Genomic DNA, 15,581 nt, shown 5'->3' with positions numbered 1-15,581 from the left:
TCAGGACGGAGGGGCGGGGACGGGGTTCTCGGCGAGAGCCGAGGCGACCGCCACCAGGTTGGAGGCCATGGCCCGCCCGGTGCTGTGCGACCAGTCCCGGCCCTCCTCGGTCTCCAGGTAGCTCGGCCCGGGCCCGGTGCCCCGGTTCCAGTACGTCCAGGCCTGGCCGGGGATGGTGTAGCCGAACTCGTTGAGCGCGCCGCTCAGGTTGTTGATCACGTGGTGCGCGCCGTCCTCGTTGCCGGTGACGACGACGCCCCTCTCCCGCAGCGCCTCCTCCACCACGGCGGCGAGCGCCCCGGTGTTGGACGTCTCGGGCGAGCGCTTCAGCGTGCAGTTGATCACGACGGCGCGCATCGGCGCCTCCCTCTGGACGGTCGGATGGGCGGGTCACCGCCGCAGTACCCGGGGCGCGGGCGCGAAACGTCAGTAGCCCGCAAGCCGGGTGCGGGCGGCCTCCACCGCGGGCGGGACCGGCCGCCTGGCGCGGGCGAGGGCGGGCAGCGCGCGGGCCGCGTCGGCGAGCCCGGCGCGGCCCTCCCGGCTGGCGAGTGCGGAGGCGGCGGTGCGCGCGACCGCGGGGAGCGGGCGGCGCAGCCACGCGGTCAGCACCCGGTTGCGGGCCTGCCTGCGGCGGCGTGCCGCGGGGTCGCGGCCGGTCCCGGACGGATGGTGGTGGACGGCCAGTTCCGGCGCGTAGGCGAGCCCCCATCCGGCGGCGGCCAGGTCGAGCGCGAGCAGCTCCTCCTCGCCGCCGAAGTGCAGGACGTCGGAGAAGCCGCCGGCGTCGAGGAAGGCGTCCCTGCGCATGACGACCGAGCAGGCCAGGAAGCCGAGGACGGCCGGTCCCGGCAGGCCCTCGGGGCGTCCGAGCTCGGAGCGCGCCATCCGTTCGGAGACGGGGTCCACCCGCTCCTCCTCCCCCACGAGGACCTTCGCGGCGAGCAGCGCCGTCCCCGGGTGGGCGTCGAGGATCCGGGCCGCCCGCTCCAGCGAGCCCGGGGCCCACCAGGAGTCGTCGTCGGCGAAGGCGATGTAGCGGGTGTCGGCGAGCTGCGCCCCGGCGTTGCGGGCGGCCGCGCCCCGGTTGGACGGCAGCCTCAGCACCGTCGCCCCCGCAGCCTCCGCGACGGCCGCGGTGCCGTCGCCGGAGGCGTTGTCGACCACGATGACCGGGGCCGTGTGGTGGCCCAGGCTGCGGCGCAGTTCGGGTGCGCGGTCGCGGGTGGCGACCACGATCGTCACGTCCGGCATGGGTGGTCTCCCTAGCTCACGTAGCGGCGGGCTCTGGATTCGCGCTGCGACGCCTCCAGGCGGCGCAGCCGGTCCTCGACGTCGCGGGGCAGGGTCCTGCGCTCGCGGGCCACCCAGGCCAGGCCGGCCGCGGCCTCGGCGAGCGCGGCGGCCGTCACGCGGTCGCGCGGCAGGGTGCGCAGCAGGACGGCCGTCCGGCGGACGGCCACGGGCAGCGGGCGGCGCAGCCAGGTGAACCACAGGGTGTTGCGGATCCCGTGCCGGCGCCGCAGGTGCGCCTCGCGGACGCGGGACGGCTCGTGGTGCACGACGACGTCCTCGGCGAAGCACAGCTGCCAGCCGAGCGCCATCAGGTCGGCGCTCAGCAGCTCCTCCTCCCCTCCGAGCCACATCCGGGGGGAGAACCCGCCCGCCTCGCGGAACGCCTCGGCGCGGACCATGGAGGCACCCGCCAGGAACGAGCCGAGCGCCGGTCCCGGCATCCACGGCGGCCCGGGGACGGGCGAGTGCCGCAGTTCCGGCACGATCGGGTCCTCGCGCCCGCCGGGCTCCACCAGGATCCGGCCGGTCACGACGGCGAGCCGCGGATGCGCGTCCAGGAGGGCGGCGGCGCGCGACGGCGCGTCCGGGTCCCACCAGGTGTCGTCGTCCCAGAACGCGACGTAGGGGGTGCGGACGTGGTCGACGGCGAGGTTGCGGGCGACGGCGCCGAGGTTGCGCGGCGAACGGATCAGAGTGACCTCGGGGAAGCCCTCGGCGACGGCGGCGGCGGACCCGTCCCGTGAGGCGTTGTCGACCACGATGACCGGTGCCCGCTCGGTGAGCGCGCGGGCGGCGGCCAGGGTGGCGAGCAGGGACCGCCGCCGGTCCCGGGTGATGACGACGACGGTGAAGCGCATGGACCGGCAAGTACCCCCCACTTTCCCCTCCATGTCCGTAAATGGCGCATCACCTGCAACTTTTATTACTAGCGACTCTTCCGACATCAGCGTTTAGCCACACAGTTCTCGGCAATGTCCCGAATTACCTATAGGGGATTCGCTCCGGCAGATCCGACCGAAGCGCGGTGCCTACGACGAAGGCCACCGGCCCCCTCCCGCCCATGCTGCGCCGAAACGGGGTATCTATGCGCGTGCTCGGAATCAACGCGATCTTCCACGATCCGGCCGCCGCGCTGGTGTCGGACGGCACCGTCGTCGCCGCGGCCGAGGAGGAGCGCTTCAGCCGGCGCAAGCACGGGAAGCGGCCGGTGCCCTTCTCCGCCTGGGAGGTGCCGGAGCAGGCCGCCCGCTGGTGCCTGGAGGAGGCCGGGCTGGAGCCCGGCGACCTCGACGCCGTCGCCTACTCCTACGATCCCGAGCTCGCCGAGCCGGGCCTCGACGGGCACGACGCCCAGTGGGAGCGCCTGCGCACGCTCTACGCGCGGCGCGCCCCGAACTTCCTGGCGACCGCGCTGCCGGGGCTCGACCCCGGGATCGTCCGGTACGTGCCGCACCACGTGGCGCACGCCGCGTCCGCCGCGCTCGCCGCGCCCGGGCCCGGCGAGGGCGACGTGCTGGTCCTGGACGGCCGCGGCGAGTCGCACTCGCACCTGGCCGGGACGTACGAGGGCGGCGAGCTGACACCGCTGCACGCCCAGCGCCTCCCCCACTCGCTCGGCCTCATGTACGAGGACCTCACCGAGCACCTCGGGTTCCTGCGCTCCAGCGACGAGTACAAGGTCATGGCGCTGGCGTCCTACGGCGAGCCGCGCTTCCTGGACGAGCTGCGCGAGCACGTCCGCGCGACCGGGGACGGCGGCTTCGAGGCCGCCCCGGTCGACTGGGGCTCCCTGGCGAAGGCCCGCCGGCCCGGCGGCGAGTGGACCCGCGACCACGCCGACCTCGCCGCCAGCGTCCAGACCCGCCTGGAGGAGGTGCTCCTCGACCTCGCGGCCTGGCTGCACGGCCGGACCGGCGCCCGCCGCCTGATGCTCGCCGGCGGCGTGGCCCTCAACTGCGTCGCCAACTCCCGGCTGGCCGAGGCCGGACCCTACGACGAGGTCTGGGTCCAGCCGGCGGCGGGCGACGCCGGGACGGCGCTCGGCGCCGCCCTGCACGTCGCGCGCTCGGGCGGCGACCCGCTGGCCGCCATGCCGGGCGCCGGCCTCGGCCGCCGATGGGACGAGGGGGAGATCGCCGCCCGGCTCGACACCGCGAGGATCCCCTACGAGCGTCCGGACGACCTGGCGGCCGCCGTCGCCGCGGCTCTGGCCCGCAACGAGATCGTGGCGTGGTTCCAGGGGCGCTCGGAATTCGGGCCGCGCGCGCTCGGGCACCGCTCTCTGCTCGCCCATCCCGGGCATGCCGCCAACATCGAGCGGCTCAACGACGTCAAGGGCCGCGAGCAGTTCCGGCCCATCGCCCCGATGGTGGCGCTCGACCACGCGGCCGACATCTTCGAGGGCCCGCTGCCGAGCCCCTACATGCTGTTCGTGCACCGGGTCAGACCCGAGTGGCGCGAGCGGATCCCCGCCGTCGTGCACGTGGACGGCACCGCCCGCGTGCAGACGGTCGACGCCGCCGACGAGCCGCTCGTGGCGGGCCTGCTGGAGGAGTTCCGCCGCCGCACCGGCCTGCCGGTCCTGGTGAACACCAGCCTGAACACCGCCGGGCGCCCCATGGTGGACGACCCGCGCGACGCGCTGGAGTGCTTCGGCTCGGCGCCGGTCGACCTGCTCGCCATCGGCCCGTTCGTGGTGCGCCGCCGGGAGGTGCACGCCCGATGAGCTGCACCGTCGTCATTCCCACGATCGGCAGGCCGAGCCTGCGCGTCACCCTGCACGCGCTGCTGACCGCGCTGCGGGACGGCGCGGGCCCCGCGCCGCACGAGATCATCGTCGTGGACGACCGCCCGGCGCCCGGCGCGCCGCTGCCGCTGCCGCCGCCCGCCGGGCAGCGCATCCGGGTGATCCGCTCCGGCGGCCGCGGACCCGCCGCCGCGCGCAACGCGGGCTGGCGCGCCGCGACGACCGAGTGGGTCGCCTTCCTGGACGACGACGTCGTCCCCGAGGCCAAGTGGCCCTCCCGGCTGGCGGCCGACCTCGCCGCCCTGCCGCCGGAGGCCGGCGGCTCCCAGGGCCGCGTCAGCGTCCCGCCGCCGGACGGCCGGGCCCCGACCGACTGGGAGCGGGGCACCGCCGGGCTCGCGGACGCCGACTGGATCACCGCGGACATGGCCTACCGCCGCGGCGTGCTGGCCGGACTCGGCGGCTTCGACGAGCGCTTCCGCCGCGCCTACCGCGAGGACGCCGACCTGGCGCTGCGCGCCATGGACGCCGGCCACGGCCTCGTCCTCGGGGAGCGGCGGCTGACGCATCCGGTCCGCCGGGCCGGGTTCTGGGCGTCGGTGCGGGCGCAGGCCGGGAACGCCGACGACGTCCTCATGTGGCGCGTGCACGGCCCGTCCTGGCGCCGCCGCGCCGGTGAGGGCCGCGGCCTTCTCCGCCGCCACGTCCTCACCACCGCGGTGGGCCTGCTCGCCCTCGCCGCCCTTCCCGCGGCGGCGCGCGGCCGCCGCGGCGCGGCCGTCGCGCTCACCGCCGCGGGAACCTGGGCGGCGCTCACCGCGAGATTCGCCCACGAGCGGATACGGCCGGGCCCACGGACGCCGGACGAGGTGACGAAGATGCTGGTCACCAGCGTCGCCATCCCGCCCGCGGCGGTCTGGCACCGTGTGCGGGGCCTGGTCGTCCACCGGCGGGCGCGGGCCTGGGGCGGGACGCGGGCCGTGCTGTTCGACCGCGACGACACCCTGATCAGGGACGTCCCCTACAACGGGGACCCGGCGCGGGTCGAGCCGATGCCGGGCGCCCGCCGCGCCCTGGACCGGCTGCGGCGGCACGGCGTCCGCATCGGCGTCGTGTCCAACCAGTCAGGGGTCGCCAAGGGCCGCATCACCGCCGGGGACGTGCGCCGCGTCAACGCCCGCGCCGAGGAGCTGCTCGGCCCCATCGACGTGTGGGAGTTCTGCCCGCACGACGACGGCGACGGCTGCGGGTGCCGCAAGCCGCGCCCGGGGCTGGTCGAGCGCGCGGCCGAGCGGCTCGGGGTGCCGCCGTCCGAGTGCGCCGTCATCGGCGACATCGGCGGCGACATCGAGGCCGCAGCGGCGGCCGGTGCGCGCGGCATCCTCGTCCCGACCGGCCGGACCCTCCGCACGGAGATCGCGCGGGCGCCGGAGACGGCCCCGACGCTGGACGCCGCCGTCGACCTGGTCCTCGGCGGAAGGCGGCGCCGATGAGAGTGCTCGTCGCACGACAGGACAACATCGGCGACGTCCTGCTCGCCGGCCCCGCCGTGCGGGCGGTCGCCGAGCGCGCCGACGAGCTCGTGCTGCTGTGCGGGCCGCGCGGGCGCGCCGCGGCCGACATGCTGCCCGGCGTCGACCGGGTCATCGAGTGGCGCGCCCCCTGGATCGACCCCGACCACGTCCCCGTCGAACAGGCCGAGATCGACCGCCTCACCGGCATGCTCGAGGGGTTCGACCGGGCGCTGATCCTGACCTCGTTCCACCAGTCGCCGCTGCCGCTCGCGCTGCTGCTGCGGCTGGCCGGGACGCCCTGGATCGGCGGCATCAGCGAGGACTACCCGGGGTCGCTGCTGGACCTGCGGCACCGCCCCGACACCGACGTGCCCGAGCCGCTGCGCATGCTCGCCCTGGTGGAGGACGCCGGTTTCCCCGCCCCCGCCGACACCCGGCTGCGGGTCCGCGGCCCGCTGCCCGACGTCGACCACCTCACCGGCGGACCGGGCTACGTCGTGGTGCACCCGGGGACGTCGGTGCCGGCGCGCGCCTGGCCCCCCGGGCACTGCGCCGAGGCGGTGCGGCTGCTCGTCGCGGCCGGGCGCCGGGTGGTCGTGACCGGCCACAAGGACGAGAAGGACCTGACGGCGCTGGTCGCCGGGGAGGACGGCCTCGACCTCGGCGGCCGCACCAGCCTGCCCGAGCTGGCGTCGGTGCTGCGCGGCGCCTGCGCCGCCGTCGCCGGCAACACCGGGCCCGCGCATCTGGCGGCGGCCGTCGGGACGCCGGTCGTGTCGCTGTTCGCGCCCACCGTCCCGGCCGCCCGGTGGGCGCCCTTCGGGGTGCCGCTGGCGCTGCTCGGCGACCAGGGGGCCCCGTGCAAGGACACCCGCGCCCGCGACTGCCCCGTGGACGGCCACCCCTGCCTGGCGTCGGTCGGCCCGGACGAGGTCGCCGCCGCGGTGGAGATCGTGGCGACGGACGAGGTCGCGGCGGCGGACGAGGAGGTGCACGCCCGATGAGAGTGCTGATGTGGCACGTGCACGGATCGTGGGCGACGTCGTTCGTCCACGGCCCGCAGACCACGCTCGTCCCCGTCACCCCCGACCGGGGCCCGGACGGCAGGGGCCGCCCCGACACCTTCCACTGGCCCGACCGCGCGGTCGAGGTGCCGCCGGAGCGGCTCCGCGACGAGGACGTCGACGCCGTCGTCCTGCAGCGGCCCCACGAACTGCGCCTCGCCGAGGAATGGCTCGGGCGCCGCCCCGGACGCGACCTCCCGGCCGTCTACGTCGAGCACGACACGCCCCGCCGGACCCCGTCCGACGTGGGCATGCCGGAGGAGGTCGTCCCCGACAGCCGCCACTTCCTGCACGACCGCTCCGACATCCCCGTCGTGCACGTCACCCACTTCAACCAGCTGTTCTGGAACTGCGGCCGCGCCCCGACCACGGTCATCGAGCACGGCGTCGTCGACCCCGGCTACCGGTACACCGCCGAACTGCCGCGCGCCGGCGTCGTCATCAACGACCCGCTGCGCCGCGGGCGCGTCGCCGGCGCGGACCTGCTGGCCGAGCTGGCGGCCGCCGTCCCCCTGGACCTGTTCGGGATGAACGTCTCCGGCGCCCCGCGCGAGCTCGGCATCGCGCACGAGGCGCTGTGGACGTTCGAGGACCTGCCGCAGGCGAGGATGCACGACGAGCTCGCCCGCCGCCGCGTCTACGTCCACCCCTACCGGTGGACCTCGCTCGGCCTCGCGCTGATCGAGGCCATGATGCTCGGCCTGCCGGTGGTGGCGCTCGCCACCACCGAGGCGGTCGAGGCGGTGCCGCCGGAGGCCGGGGTCCTGTCCACGCGGGTCGCCACCCTGGCCGACGCCGCGCGGACCCTGGCCGCCGACCCGCCGCGTGCCCGCCAGATGGGGAAGGAGGCGCGGGCCCACGCCGTCGACCGGTACGGGCTCGCGCGGTTCCTGCGCGACTGGCGGCGAACTCTCCAGGAGGTAACGCGATGAAGATAGCCATGATCTCCGAGCACGCCAGCCCCCTCGCCGCCGGGCGCGGCCCCGCCGGGAAGGGGCTGGGCGGAGCGGACGGCGGCGGGCAGAACGTGTTCGTCGCGGAACTGGCCGCCGAACTCGGCGGGCAGGGGCACCTCGTCACCGTGTACACGCGCCGCGACGCGGCCGGCCTGCCCGAGCGGGTGGGGTTCGCGCCCGGCGTGACCGTGGAGCACGTCCCGGCGGGCCCGGCCGAGCACATCGCCAAGGACGGCCTGCTGCCGTGGATGCACGACTTCGGGAGGTACCTGGAGCGGCGCTGGGCCGAGGACCCGCCCGACGTCGCGCACGCCCACTTCTGGATGAGCGGCCTCGCGGCCGTCCAGGCCGCGCAGGCGGCGGGGGCCCGGCGCGTCCCGGTGGTGCAGACCTACCACGCGCTCGGCACCGTCAAGCGGCGCCACCAGGGCGACGGCGACACCAGCCCCGCCTCCCGCATCCGGCTGGAGCGCGCGCTCGGGCGCGCCGCCGACGCCGTCGTCGCCACCTGCTCGGACGAGACCGCCGAGCTCGCCGCGATGGGCGTCCCCCGCGACCGCGTCCGCGTGGTGCCGTGCGGGGTCGACCTGGACCTGTTCTCCCCCGCGGGGCCTGCCCGCGCCGGGCGGGGACGGCACCGGCTCGTGGTGCTCTCGCGGCTCGTCGAGCGCAAGGGCGTCGACACCGCCATCCGCGCGCTGGCGCACCTGCCGGACGCCGAGCTGCTGGTCGCGGGCGGGCCGCCCCGCGAGGGCCTCGACGGCGATCCCGAGGTGCGCAGGCTGCGGCGCGCGGCGGCGGACGCGGGCGTGGCCGGGCGGGTGGAGTTCCTCGGCCGGCTCGGCCGCGACGAGGTCCCGCCGCTGCTGCGCTCGGCGAGCCTCATCGTCTCCCTGCCCTGGTACGAGCCGTTCGGCATGGTGCCCCTGGAGGCCATGGCCTGCGGGGTCCCGGTGGTGGCGACCGCCGTCGGAGGGCACCTGGACACCGTCGTGGACGGCGTCACCGGCGTGGTCGTCCCGCCGCGCGACCCGGAGAGGGCCGCCAGGGCGATCCGGCGGGTGCTGGACGATCCGGCCGGGCGCGACGCGATGGGGCGCGCGGGCGGGGGGCGGGCGCGCGAACACTACTCGTGGGCGCGGGTCGCCGCCGACACCGCCCGCGTCTACCGGGAGGCCGCCGTGCTGAGCGAGGTGGCGGCCTGATGACCGCGCAGCCCGGTATCCGTACCCGCACCGCCACCGTCCACGACCAGCGGCTGGAGGCGCTCGCGGAGGCGGCGCTGCTGTTCCGCGAGCAGGTCCCCATCGTGCAGGCGTGGGGCCTGCGCCTGGCCGGCGTCCTGCGCGCCGGCGGCCGGCTGCTGGCCTGCGGCAACGGCGGCAGCGCCGCGGAGGCGCAGCATCTGACGGCCGAGCTCGTCGGCCGGTTCGAGGACGAGCGCCGGCCGCTGTCGGCGATTCCGCTGCACGGCGACACCTCGTCGGTCACGGCGATCGGGAACGACTACGGCGCGACCACCGTGTTCGAGCGGCAGGTGCAGGCCCACGGCCGTCCCGGGGACGTCCTGGTGTGCCTGTCGACCAGCGGGCGCAGCCCCAACGTGATCGCGGCGGCCCGCCGGGCACGCGGGCTCGGGCTCACGGCCTGGGCGGTCACCGGGCCGGGCCCGAACCCGCTGGCCGAGGCGTGCGACGACGCGCTCACCGTGCGGGCCGCCTCGACCTCGACCGTCCAGGAGATCCACCTCGCCGCGATCCACCTGCTGTGCGGCGCGGTCGACGACGCCCTGGGGGTGCGCCATGCCTGAGCGGAGGCTCCACGCGACTCGCGGAAGGGAGGGACCATGACGGCGCCACTCGTCGTGGTGGGCGACGTCCTGCTCGACATCGACGTCGTCGGCAGCAGCAGCCGGCTCTGCCCGGACGCCCCCGTCCCCGTCGTCGAGCACGCTGAGGAGCGGCCCCGCCCCGGCGGGGCGGGCCTCGCGGCCCTGCTCGCCGCGGCGGGCGGCCGCGAGGTGGTGCTCGTCACCGCGCTCGCCGACGACGACCCGGGCCGGCGCCTGCGCGCGATGCTGGAGCGGCACATGGAGGTCGCGGCGCTCCACCTGCACGGCGGGACGCCCTGCAAGCTGCGCATCCGGTCCGGCGGCCAGTCGGTGGCGCGCCTGGACGCCGGGGACGGGCAGGCCCTCGACGGGCCCGTCGGCCCCCGCGTCGCCGAGGCGATCGCCGGGGCGGGCGCCGTGCTGGTCTCCGACTACGGCCGGGGCGTCTCCCGGCACCGCGCCGTGCGGTCCCTGCTCGGCGGGCTGCCCCCGAGCGTCCCCGTCGTGTGGGACCCGCACCCGCGCGGCGAACCGCCGGTGCCGGGCGTGCGGCTGCTCACCCCGAACGAGGAGGAGGCCGCCCGGCTGGCCGCGGCCGACGGCGCCGACATCACCGGGTTCGGGCTGTCTGCCGCCGGGCGGCGCGGCCGCCACCTCGGCCGCTCCTGGGGCATCGACGGCGTCGCGATCACGCTCGGCGCCGAGGGCGCGCTGCTGTGCGACGGGTCCGAGGCGCCGTTCCTCGCGCCCGCCCGGCCCGCCCGCGGCGACTCGTGCGGCGCGGGCGACAGCTTCGCCGCCGGGGTCGTCGGCGCGCTCGCCGACGGCGCGGACCTGCCCGCGGCCGTCACCGAGGGCGTCGACCGGGCGTCGGAGTTCGTCCGCGCGGGCGCCGCCGCGGCCGTCGCGGCGCAGCTCGCCGAGTCCGGCACCGCCCGGCTCGTCCCCGAGCGCGGCGAGGACGCCTGGGACGTCGTCGAGCGGACGCGGCGGGCGGGCGGCACGGTGGTGGCCACCGGCGGCTGCTTCGACCTGCTGCACGCGGGCCACGTCAGCCTGCTGCAGCAGGCCCGCAGGCTCGGCGACTGCCTGATCGTCTGCGTCAACTCCGACGCGTCGGTCCGGCGCCGCAAGGGGCCGTCCCGCCCGGTGACGCCCGCCGCGGACCGCGTCCGGGTGCTGGAGGCGCTCAGCGACGTCGACGCCGCGCTGGTGTTCGACGACGACACCCCGGCGCCGCTCCTGGAGCGGCTGCGCCCCGACGTGTGGGTCAAGGGCGCCGACTACGCCGGGGCGGCCCTGCCCGAGGCCGAGACGATCCGGGCCCACAACGGCGAGGTGGTCCTGCTGCCCCTCCTGGAAGGGCGCTCCACCACGCGCCTGCTGTCGACCACGAAGGGAAACGCCTCATGAAGGTCCTCATCACCGGCGGCGCCTCCGGACTCGGCGCGGCCGTCGCGCGGAAGGTCGCCGACGACGGCGGGCGGCCCCTCGTCCTCGACCGGCACCCTCCGAAGGAGGACTTCGAGCACATGCAGGCCGACCTGGCCGACCGCCGGTGCGCCGAGCGCGCGGTGCACTGCCTGGCGCGCGCCGCCGGCGGGCTCGACGCCGTCGTCACCGCCGCCGGCATCGACGCCTGCGGGACGCTGTGCGAGGTCCCCGCCGAGGACTGGGAGCGGGTCGTGCAGGTGAACCTGCTCGGCACCGCCGCCGTCGTCCGCGCCGCGCTCCCGTACCTGGAGAACGAGCCGCACGGGCGGGTCGTCACGGTCGCGTCCACCCTGGGGTTCCGCGCGCTGAGCGACGCGACCGCGTACTGCGCGTCCAAGTTCGGCGTCGTCGGCTTCACCCGGGCGCTCGCCGTCGAGACGGCCGGGAAGGTCGCCGTCACCATGATCGTTCCTGGCGGGATGGACACCGCGTTCTTCGACGACCGCCCCGACCGGTACAAGCCCGGGGCGGACGCCAAGCTGAACCGTCCCGAGAACGTGGCCGCGACCATCGCGTTCGCGCTGAACCAGCCGCCCGGCTGCGAGGTGCGCGAGCTGGTCGTGTGCCCCTCCCAAGAGCCGTCGTGGCCGTGACCGCCGCGCCGGCGCGCGGCGCGCTGGTGCTGCGGGCGCTCGGCCTCGGCGACCTGCTGACCGCCGTACCGGCGCTGCGGGCGCTGCGGCGCGGGATGCCCGGGGCGCGGATCACGCTCGCCGCGCCGCCGGTGCTCGCGCCGCTCGCCCGCGCGACCGGCGCGGTCGACGGCGTGCTGCCGGCGGACGGCCTGGAGGCCCCGCTGCCGCGCGCCGGCCCCGTGGACGCCGCCGTCAACCTGCACGGGCGAGGCCCGGAGAGCCACCGGCTCCTCGCCACCCTGGCGCCGGGCCGGCTGCTGGCGTTCGCCTGCCCCGGCGCGGGGCACGCCGACGGCCCCGCCTGGGACCCCGGCGAGCACGAGGTGACCCGCTGGTGCCGGCTGGTCGCGGCCTACGGGTTCGACGCCGACCCCGGAGACCTCGACCTGCCGGTCCCGGCCGCGGCGTCGCCCGCGCCCGGCGCCGTCGTCGTCCACCCGGGGGCGGCGTTCCCGGCGCGCCGCTGGCCTCCCGAGCGGTTCGCGGCCGTCGCGGCGGCGCTGCGCGACGGCGGGGAGCGCGTGGTCGTCACCGGCGGCCCCGGGGAGGCGCGCCTCGCGCGGCGCGTCGTGGAGCTCGCCGGGCTCGACCGGGCCGCCGACCTGTCCGGCCTCACCCCGCTGCCGGAGCTGGCCGCGCTGGTCGCGGGCGCCCGGCTGGTCGTCTGCGGCGACACCGGGGTCGCGCACCTCGCGACCGCCTACCGCACACCGTCGGTGCTGCTGTTCGGCCCGACGCCGCCCGGCCGGTGGGGACCTCCCGACCGCGCCGAGCACCGCGTCCTGTGGGCGGGCCGCCGCGGCGACCCGCACGGACCCGAGACCTGTCCCGGGCTGCTGGAGATCACAGCGGACCAGGCCGTCGAGGCCGCCGGGAAGGCACTGGCCGACCCGAACCCATGAGGGGGACAAGATGAGACATCCACGCGCCGTCGTCACCGGAGGCTCCGGCTTCCTCGGCTCGCACCTGTGCGAGGCGCTGCTCGCCGAGGGCGTCTCGGTGGTGTGCCTGGACAACCTGCTGACCGGGACCTCCCGCAACATCGCCCATCTCACCGAGCGGCGCGACTTCCGCTTCCTCAAGCGCGACCTCACCGAGCCGGTGACCGTCCCCGGCGATGTCGGCTACGTCTTCCACCTGGCGTCGGCGGCCTCCCCCGCCGACTACCTGAGGTACCCCATCCAGACCCTGGAGGTCGGCAGCCAGGGCACCCGCAACGCGCTGGACCTCGCCGAGGCGAAGGGCGCCCGCTTCGTCCTCGCCTCCACCTCCGAGGTGTACGGCGACCCGCTCGTGCACCCGCAACCCGAGTCGTACTGGGGCAACGTCAACCCGGTCGGGCCGCGCAGCGTGTACGACGAGGCGAAGCGGTTCGGGGAGGCGCTGACCTCGGCGTTCCGGCACTCGCGCGGCCTCGACGCCGCCATCGTGCGGATCTTCAACAGCTACGGGCCCCGGATGCGGCCGGACGACGGCCGCGCGATCCCGACGTTCCTGCGGCAGGCGCTGACCGGGGAGGACCTGACGGTCACCGGCGACGGCTCGCAGACGCGGTCGATCTGCCACGTGGACGACACCGTCCGGGGCATCGTCGCGCTGGCCTTCTCCGACCATCCCGGGCCGGTCAACATCGGCAGCCCCTACGAGATATCGATGGCCGACCTCGCGCGCCTGATCATCGACCTGACGGGGTCGTCGTCCCGCGTGCGCTTCATCGACCGCCCGGAGGACGACCCGCGCGTCCGGCGCCCCGACACCGCGCTGGCCGAGGACGCGCTCGGCTGGCGCCCGCGGATCTCCATCGAGGAGGGGCTGCGCACCACGCTCGAATGGTTCGCCAGGGAACTGGTGGTCGCACGGCCCGCGTGACCGGCGGCGCGCACGTCAGGGGCCTGCCGGGGCGCCGGGCCGCCGCCGGACGCCGAGGACGTCCATCAGCTCGCCGATCAGCGCGGCGTCCGCCGGGTGCGCCGGGGCCCGCCCGGCGCCCTCGGGCGACAGGCACCACGTCCACCAGCGGTCGAGTTCCGCCGTGTCCAGGACCCGCTCGCCGGGCGGCGCCTCGAGCGGGGTCACCACGGCGGGCCACGACCAGGCCCGCGCCTGCGCGGTCACCTTCGCGCCGCCGCCGACCGGGTCCACGGCCAGCGCGGGGATCCCGTTCTTCAGCGCCAGGACGAGGCCGTGCAGCCGCGTCGTCACCACCACGTCGAGCCTGCGCAGCACCGACTCCAGCTCGGCCGCCGTCGTGAACAGGCGCCAGTCGCGCGGATCGAGCCGCGTGTCCAGCGGCAGCCGGGCGCACTCGCGGGCGGCGAGCCAGTCGCCCAGTTCCCGCTCGACGCGGTCGTGGCGCCGCCGGTCGCCGTACTCGGCCTGGCCGGGCGCGAGCACGACCCCGGCCACGGGCACCGAGGGCGCCGCTGGCAGCGCCGCGAGGTCCCGCCGCGGCGCCGCGGCCGGCGCGTCCCGCGCGAGGACGGCGTCGAACCCGGTGACCGCGGGGTCGGCCGGATCGATGACCGACACGCCGACGGCGACACGCGCGCAGCCCGCGTACCTGCGGTGGAGGTCCTCGACCTGCCGGCCGTGGAGCGGCCCGCAGGCGAACACCAGGTGGGTGTAGGACGCGGGTTCCGCCCGGTCGAGGTCCAGGCCGCCCGGCCGGAAGACCGGGCTCCACGCCAGGTGGCACTCGACCCCGGCCCCGGTCAGCGCCGCCCGCACGGCCTCCATCGCCAGGACGTCGCCGGCGGTCGCCTCACCGTGCAGGAAGCTCGGCCATCCGGTCACCAGCACGCGCATCCACCAGCCGCCTTCCCCGCCTCGGCCCTCGCCGGGTGCTCCCCCAGGACGTCGAAGGGGCGTCCTGCGACCCTGCTACCCGCCACCGTCCGTCCCATGTCGGGACCCGATCGCACGCCGGCGGAAGAAGGCCGTCTCCCCGCGGTGACAGTCCAGACACCGACCGGTTTACCGAGTTGCCCTCTTGGGCAGAGTCCCCTCGCGGCCCACTCGCGAGCTCGGAGCCAAGTGCCTCGAACTGCGAGCATGGGCCGCGCCAGGTTCCTCACCCGGTGGCGGCCTGCGCGATCGCCATCCCGCAGTAGGCGGCCCCGAGCCCCGCGACGATGCCGGCCCCCGCGTTGACCACGGCGTAGAAGCGCATCCGCTCCTCGGCGAGGCGCAGGGTCTCGTAGCCGAACGTGGAGTACGTGCTCAGGGCACCGCAGAAGCCCGTCCCGGCGAAGGCCATCACGCCTCCGTCCGCGGGCAGCGCCGCCAGGAGGCCCAGCGTGAACGACCCCGCGATATTGACGGTGAACGTCCCCCACGGGAACACCGAGTCGTGACGGGCCTGGACGGCGCGGTCGGTGAGGTAGCGCAGCGGGGCGCCGAGCGCGGCGCCGAGCACGATCAGCACGATGGTCACTCGCCGCCCGCCTCGCTCCGCTCGGCGCACCGGATCCGCGCGGCCGCCTCGCGGCGGCGCGGCCGGGCCAGCAGCCGGGTCGCCCGGACGCCCGCGTAGACGGCCGCGAGCGCGGCCGCGAGCGTCCCGCCGAGGTAGGCCAGCCCGACGAGCGGCGCTCCGTGGTCCACCATCTGCTGGACGTCGACGACATAGGTCGAGAACGTGGTGAACCCGCCGAGCACCCCCACCCCGAGGAACGGGCGCACGAGCCGGTGCGCCCTCCACGTCTCGGTGATGAGGACCATCAGCACCCCGATCAGGAGGCACCCCGAGACGTTCACCCAGAAGACGGACCAGGGGAACTCCCCCGCCCGGTGGGGGAACGCGCTGCCGAGCCCGTACCGGGCCAGCGCCCCCAGGGCCCCGCCGGCCGCGATCGCCGCCAGGACACCCCAGGGCGCCTCACGCAGCTCGGACCGCTGCCTCGGAACATGCAGGTCGACATCGGGATCGACAGGACGGCCGGTCACGGGTGCACACTCCTACCAGTAGCCACGACGCACTCACCGGTAGGGACCGTTGGCGGAACGAGCCGCGGTTCGCCGTCCAGGCACGGCGGGCCCCACCGCC

At 76.6% G+C, this 15,581-nt stretch carries 16 protein-coding genes; 10 read left to right on the top strand and 6 right to left on the bottom strand.

The window, feature by feature from the left end; translation table 11 throughout:
- The 3 genes from BKA00_RS08420 to BKA00_RS08410 all read right to left on the bottom strand — a co-directional run bounded on the left by BKA00_RS08420 (nucleotide 1) and on the right by BKA00_RS08410 (nucleotide 2,153).
- Nucleotides 1–357: a flavodoxin family protein gene (locus tag BKA00_RS08420; protein WP_185024380.1), complete on the bottom strand. Its 357-nt coding sequence runs from the start codon at nucleotides 355–357 to the stop codon at nucleotides 1–3.
- A 69-nt stretch (nucleotides 358–426) separates the two neighbouring features.
- Complete coding sequence (locus tag BKA00_RS08415) at nucleotides 427–1,254, bottom strand: glycosyltransferase family 2 protein (protein ID WP_185024379.1); 828 nt, start codon at nucleotides 1,252–1,254, stop codon at nucleotides 427–429.
- Between the two features lie 11 nt (nucleotides 1,255–1,265).
- Nucleotides 1,266–2,153, bottom strand: coding sequence for a glycosyltransferase family 2 protein (locus tag BKA00_RS08410; protein ID WP_185024378.1), 888 nt, complete (start codon nucleotides 2,151–2,153; stop codon nucleotides 1,266–1,268).
- Nucleotides 2,154–2,380: 227 nt separating this feature from the next.
- Between BKA00_RS08410 and BKA00_RS08405 the strand changes: the two genes are divergently transcribed.
- The 10 genes from BKA00_RS08405 to BKA00_RS08360 are packed head-to-tail and all read left to right on the top strand — an operon-like array spanning nucleotide 2,381 to nucleotide 13,405.
- Entirely contained in the window at nucleotides 2,381–4,021 is a 1,641-nt protein-coding gene (locus BKA00_RS08405) for a carbamoyltransferase family protein (protein ID WP_185024377.1), read from the top strand.
- A complete protein-coding gene (locus tag BKA00_RS08400; protein WP_185024376.1) occupies nucleotides 4,018–5,535 on the top strand; it encodes an HAD-IIIA family hydrolase in 1,518 nt (505 codons plus the stop codon). The genes BKA00_RS08405 and BKA00_RS08400 overlap by 4 nt, the downstream gene beginning before the upstream one ends.
- Nucleotides 5,532–6,560, top strand: a complete 1,029-nt coding sequence (locus BKA00_RS08395; RefSeq protein WP_185024375.1) for a glycosyltransferase family 9 protein — start codon at nucleotides 5,532–5,534, stop codon at nucleotides 6,558–6,560. The genes BKA00_RS08400 and BKA00_RS08395 overlap by 4 nt, the downstream gene beginning before the upstream one ends.
- Nucleotides 6,557–7,552 (top strand): glycosyltransferase, encoded by a 996-nt coding sequence (locus tag BKA00_RS08390; protein ID WP_185024374.1) that lies wholly within the window; start codon nucleotides 6,557–6,559, stop codon nucleotides 7,550–7,552. Before BKA00_RS08395 ends, BKA00_RS08390 begins: the two co-directional genes overlap by 4 nt.
- Entirely contained in the window at nucleotides 7,549–8,781 is a 1,233-nt protein-coding gene (locus BKA00_RS08385) for a glycosyltransferase (RefSeq protein ID WP_185024373.1), read from the top strand. The genes BKA00_RS08390 and BKA00_RS08385 overlap by 4 nt, the downstream gene beginning before the upstream one ends.
- Nucleotides 8,781–9,386, top strand: a complete 606-nt coding sequence (locus BKA00_RS08380) for a D-sedoheptulose-7-phosphate isomerase (protein WP_185024372.1) — start codon at nucleotides 8,781–8,783, stop codon at nucleotides 9,384–9,386. The genes BKA00_RS08385 and BKA00_RS08380 overlap by 1 nt, the downstream gene beginning before the upstream one ends.
- Before the next feature lie 36 nt (nucleotides 9,387–9,422).
- The gene (locus BKA00_RS08375) at nucleotides 9,423–10,820 is read left to right on the top strand and encodes a PfkB family carbohydrate kinase (protein WP_185024371.1); all 1,398 of its coding nucleotides are present in this window, start codon (nucleotides 9,423–9,425) and stop codon (nucleotides 10,818–10,820) included.
- Nucleotides 10,817–11,494 carry an SDR family oxidoreductase gene (locus BKA00_RS08370; protein WP_185024370.1) on the top strand — a complete coding sequence of 226 codons (678 nt, stop codon included), beginning with the start codon at nucleotides 10,817–10,819 and terminating at the stop codon, nucleotides 11,492–11,494. Before BKA00_RS08375 ends, BKA00_RS08370 begins: the two co-directional genes overlap by 4 nt.
- Complete coding sequence (locus BKA00_RS08365) at nucleotides 11,485–12,438, top strand: glycosyltransferase family 9 protein (protein WP_230299108.1); 954 nt, start codon at nucleotides 11,485–11,487, stop codon at nucleotides 12,436–12,438. The genes BKA00_RS08370 and BKA00_RS08365 overlap by 10 nt, the downstream gene beginning before the upstream one ends.
- A gap of 10 nt (nucleotides 12,439–12,448) precedes the next feature.
- The gene (locus BKA00_RS08360; protein ID WP_185024369.1) at nucleotides 12,449–13,405 is read left to right on the top strand and encodes an NAD-dependent epimerase/dehydratase family protein; all 957 of its coding nucleotides are present in this window, start codon (nucleotides 12,449–12,451) and stop codon (nucleotides 13,403–13,405) included.
- A 15-nt stretch (nucleotides 13,406–13,420) separates the two neighbouring features.
- On the opposite strand, the gene BKA00_RS08355 is transcribed toward BKA00_RS08360, so the two are convergent.
- The 3 genes from BKA00_RS08355 to BKA00_RS08345 form a co-directional block, all read right to left on the bottom strand.
- Nucleotides 13,421–14,341, bottom strand: a complete 921-nt coding sequence (locus BKA00_RS08355) for a polysaccharide pyruvyl transferase family protein (RefSeq protein ID WP_185024368.1) — start codon at nucleotides 14,339–14,341, stop codon at nucleotides 13,421–13,423.
- Between the two features lie 265 nt (nucleotides 14,342–14,606).
- Nucleotides 14,607–14,969, bottom strand: coding sequence for a fluoride efflux transporter FluC (locus tag BKA00_RS08350; RefSeq protein WP_185024367.1), 363 nt, complete (start codon nucleotides 14,967–14,969; stop codon nucleotides 14,607–14,609).
- On the bottom strand, nucleotides 14,966–15,481 hold the full coding sequence (locus BKA00_RS08345; RefSeq protein WP_185024366.1) for a fluoride efflux transporter FluC: 516 nt from the start codon (nucleotides 15,479–15,481) through the stop codon (nucleotides 14,966–14,968). The genes BKA00_RS08350 and BKA00_RS08345 overlap by 4 nt, the downstream gene beginning before the upstream one ends.
- Between the last annotated feature and the right edge of the window lie 100 nt (nucleotides 15,482–15,581).

The sequence above is a fragment of the Actinomadura coerulea genome, assembly GCF_014208105.1.
In the GTDB taxonomy this organism is placed as follows: domain Bacteria; phylum Actinomycetota; class Actinomycetes; order Streptosporangiales; family Streptosporangiaceae; genus Spirillospora; species Spirillospora coerulea.
This window is presented reverse-complemented; position numbering and strand designations above follow the sequence as displayed.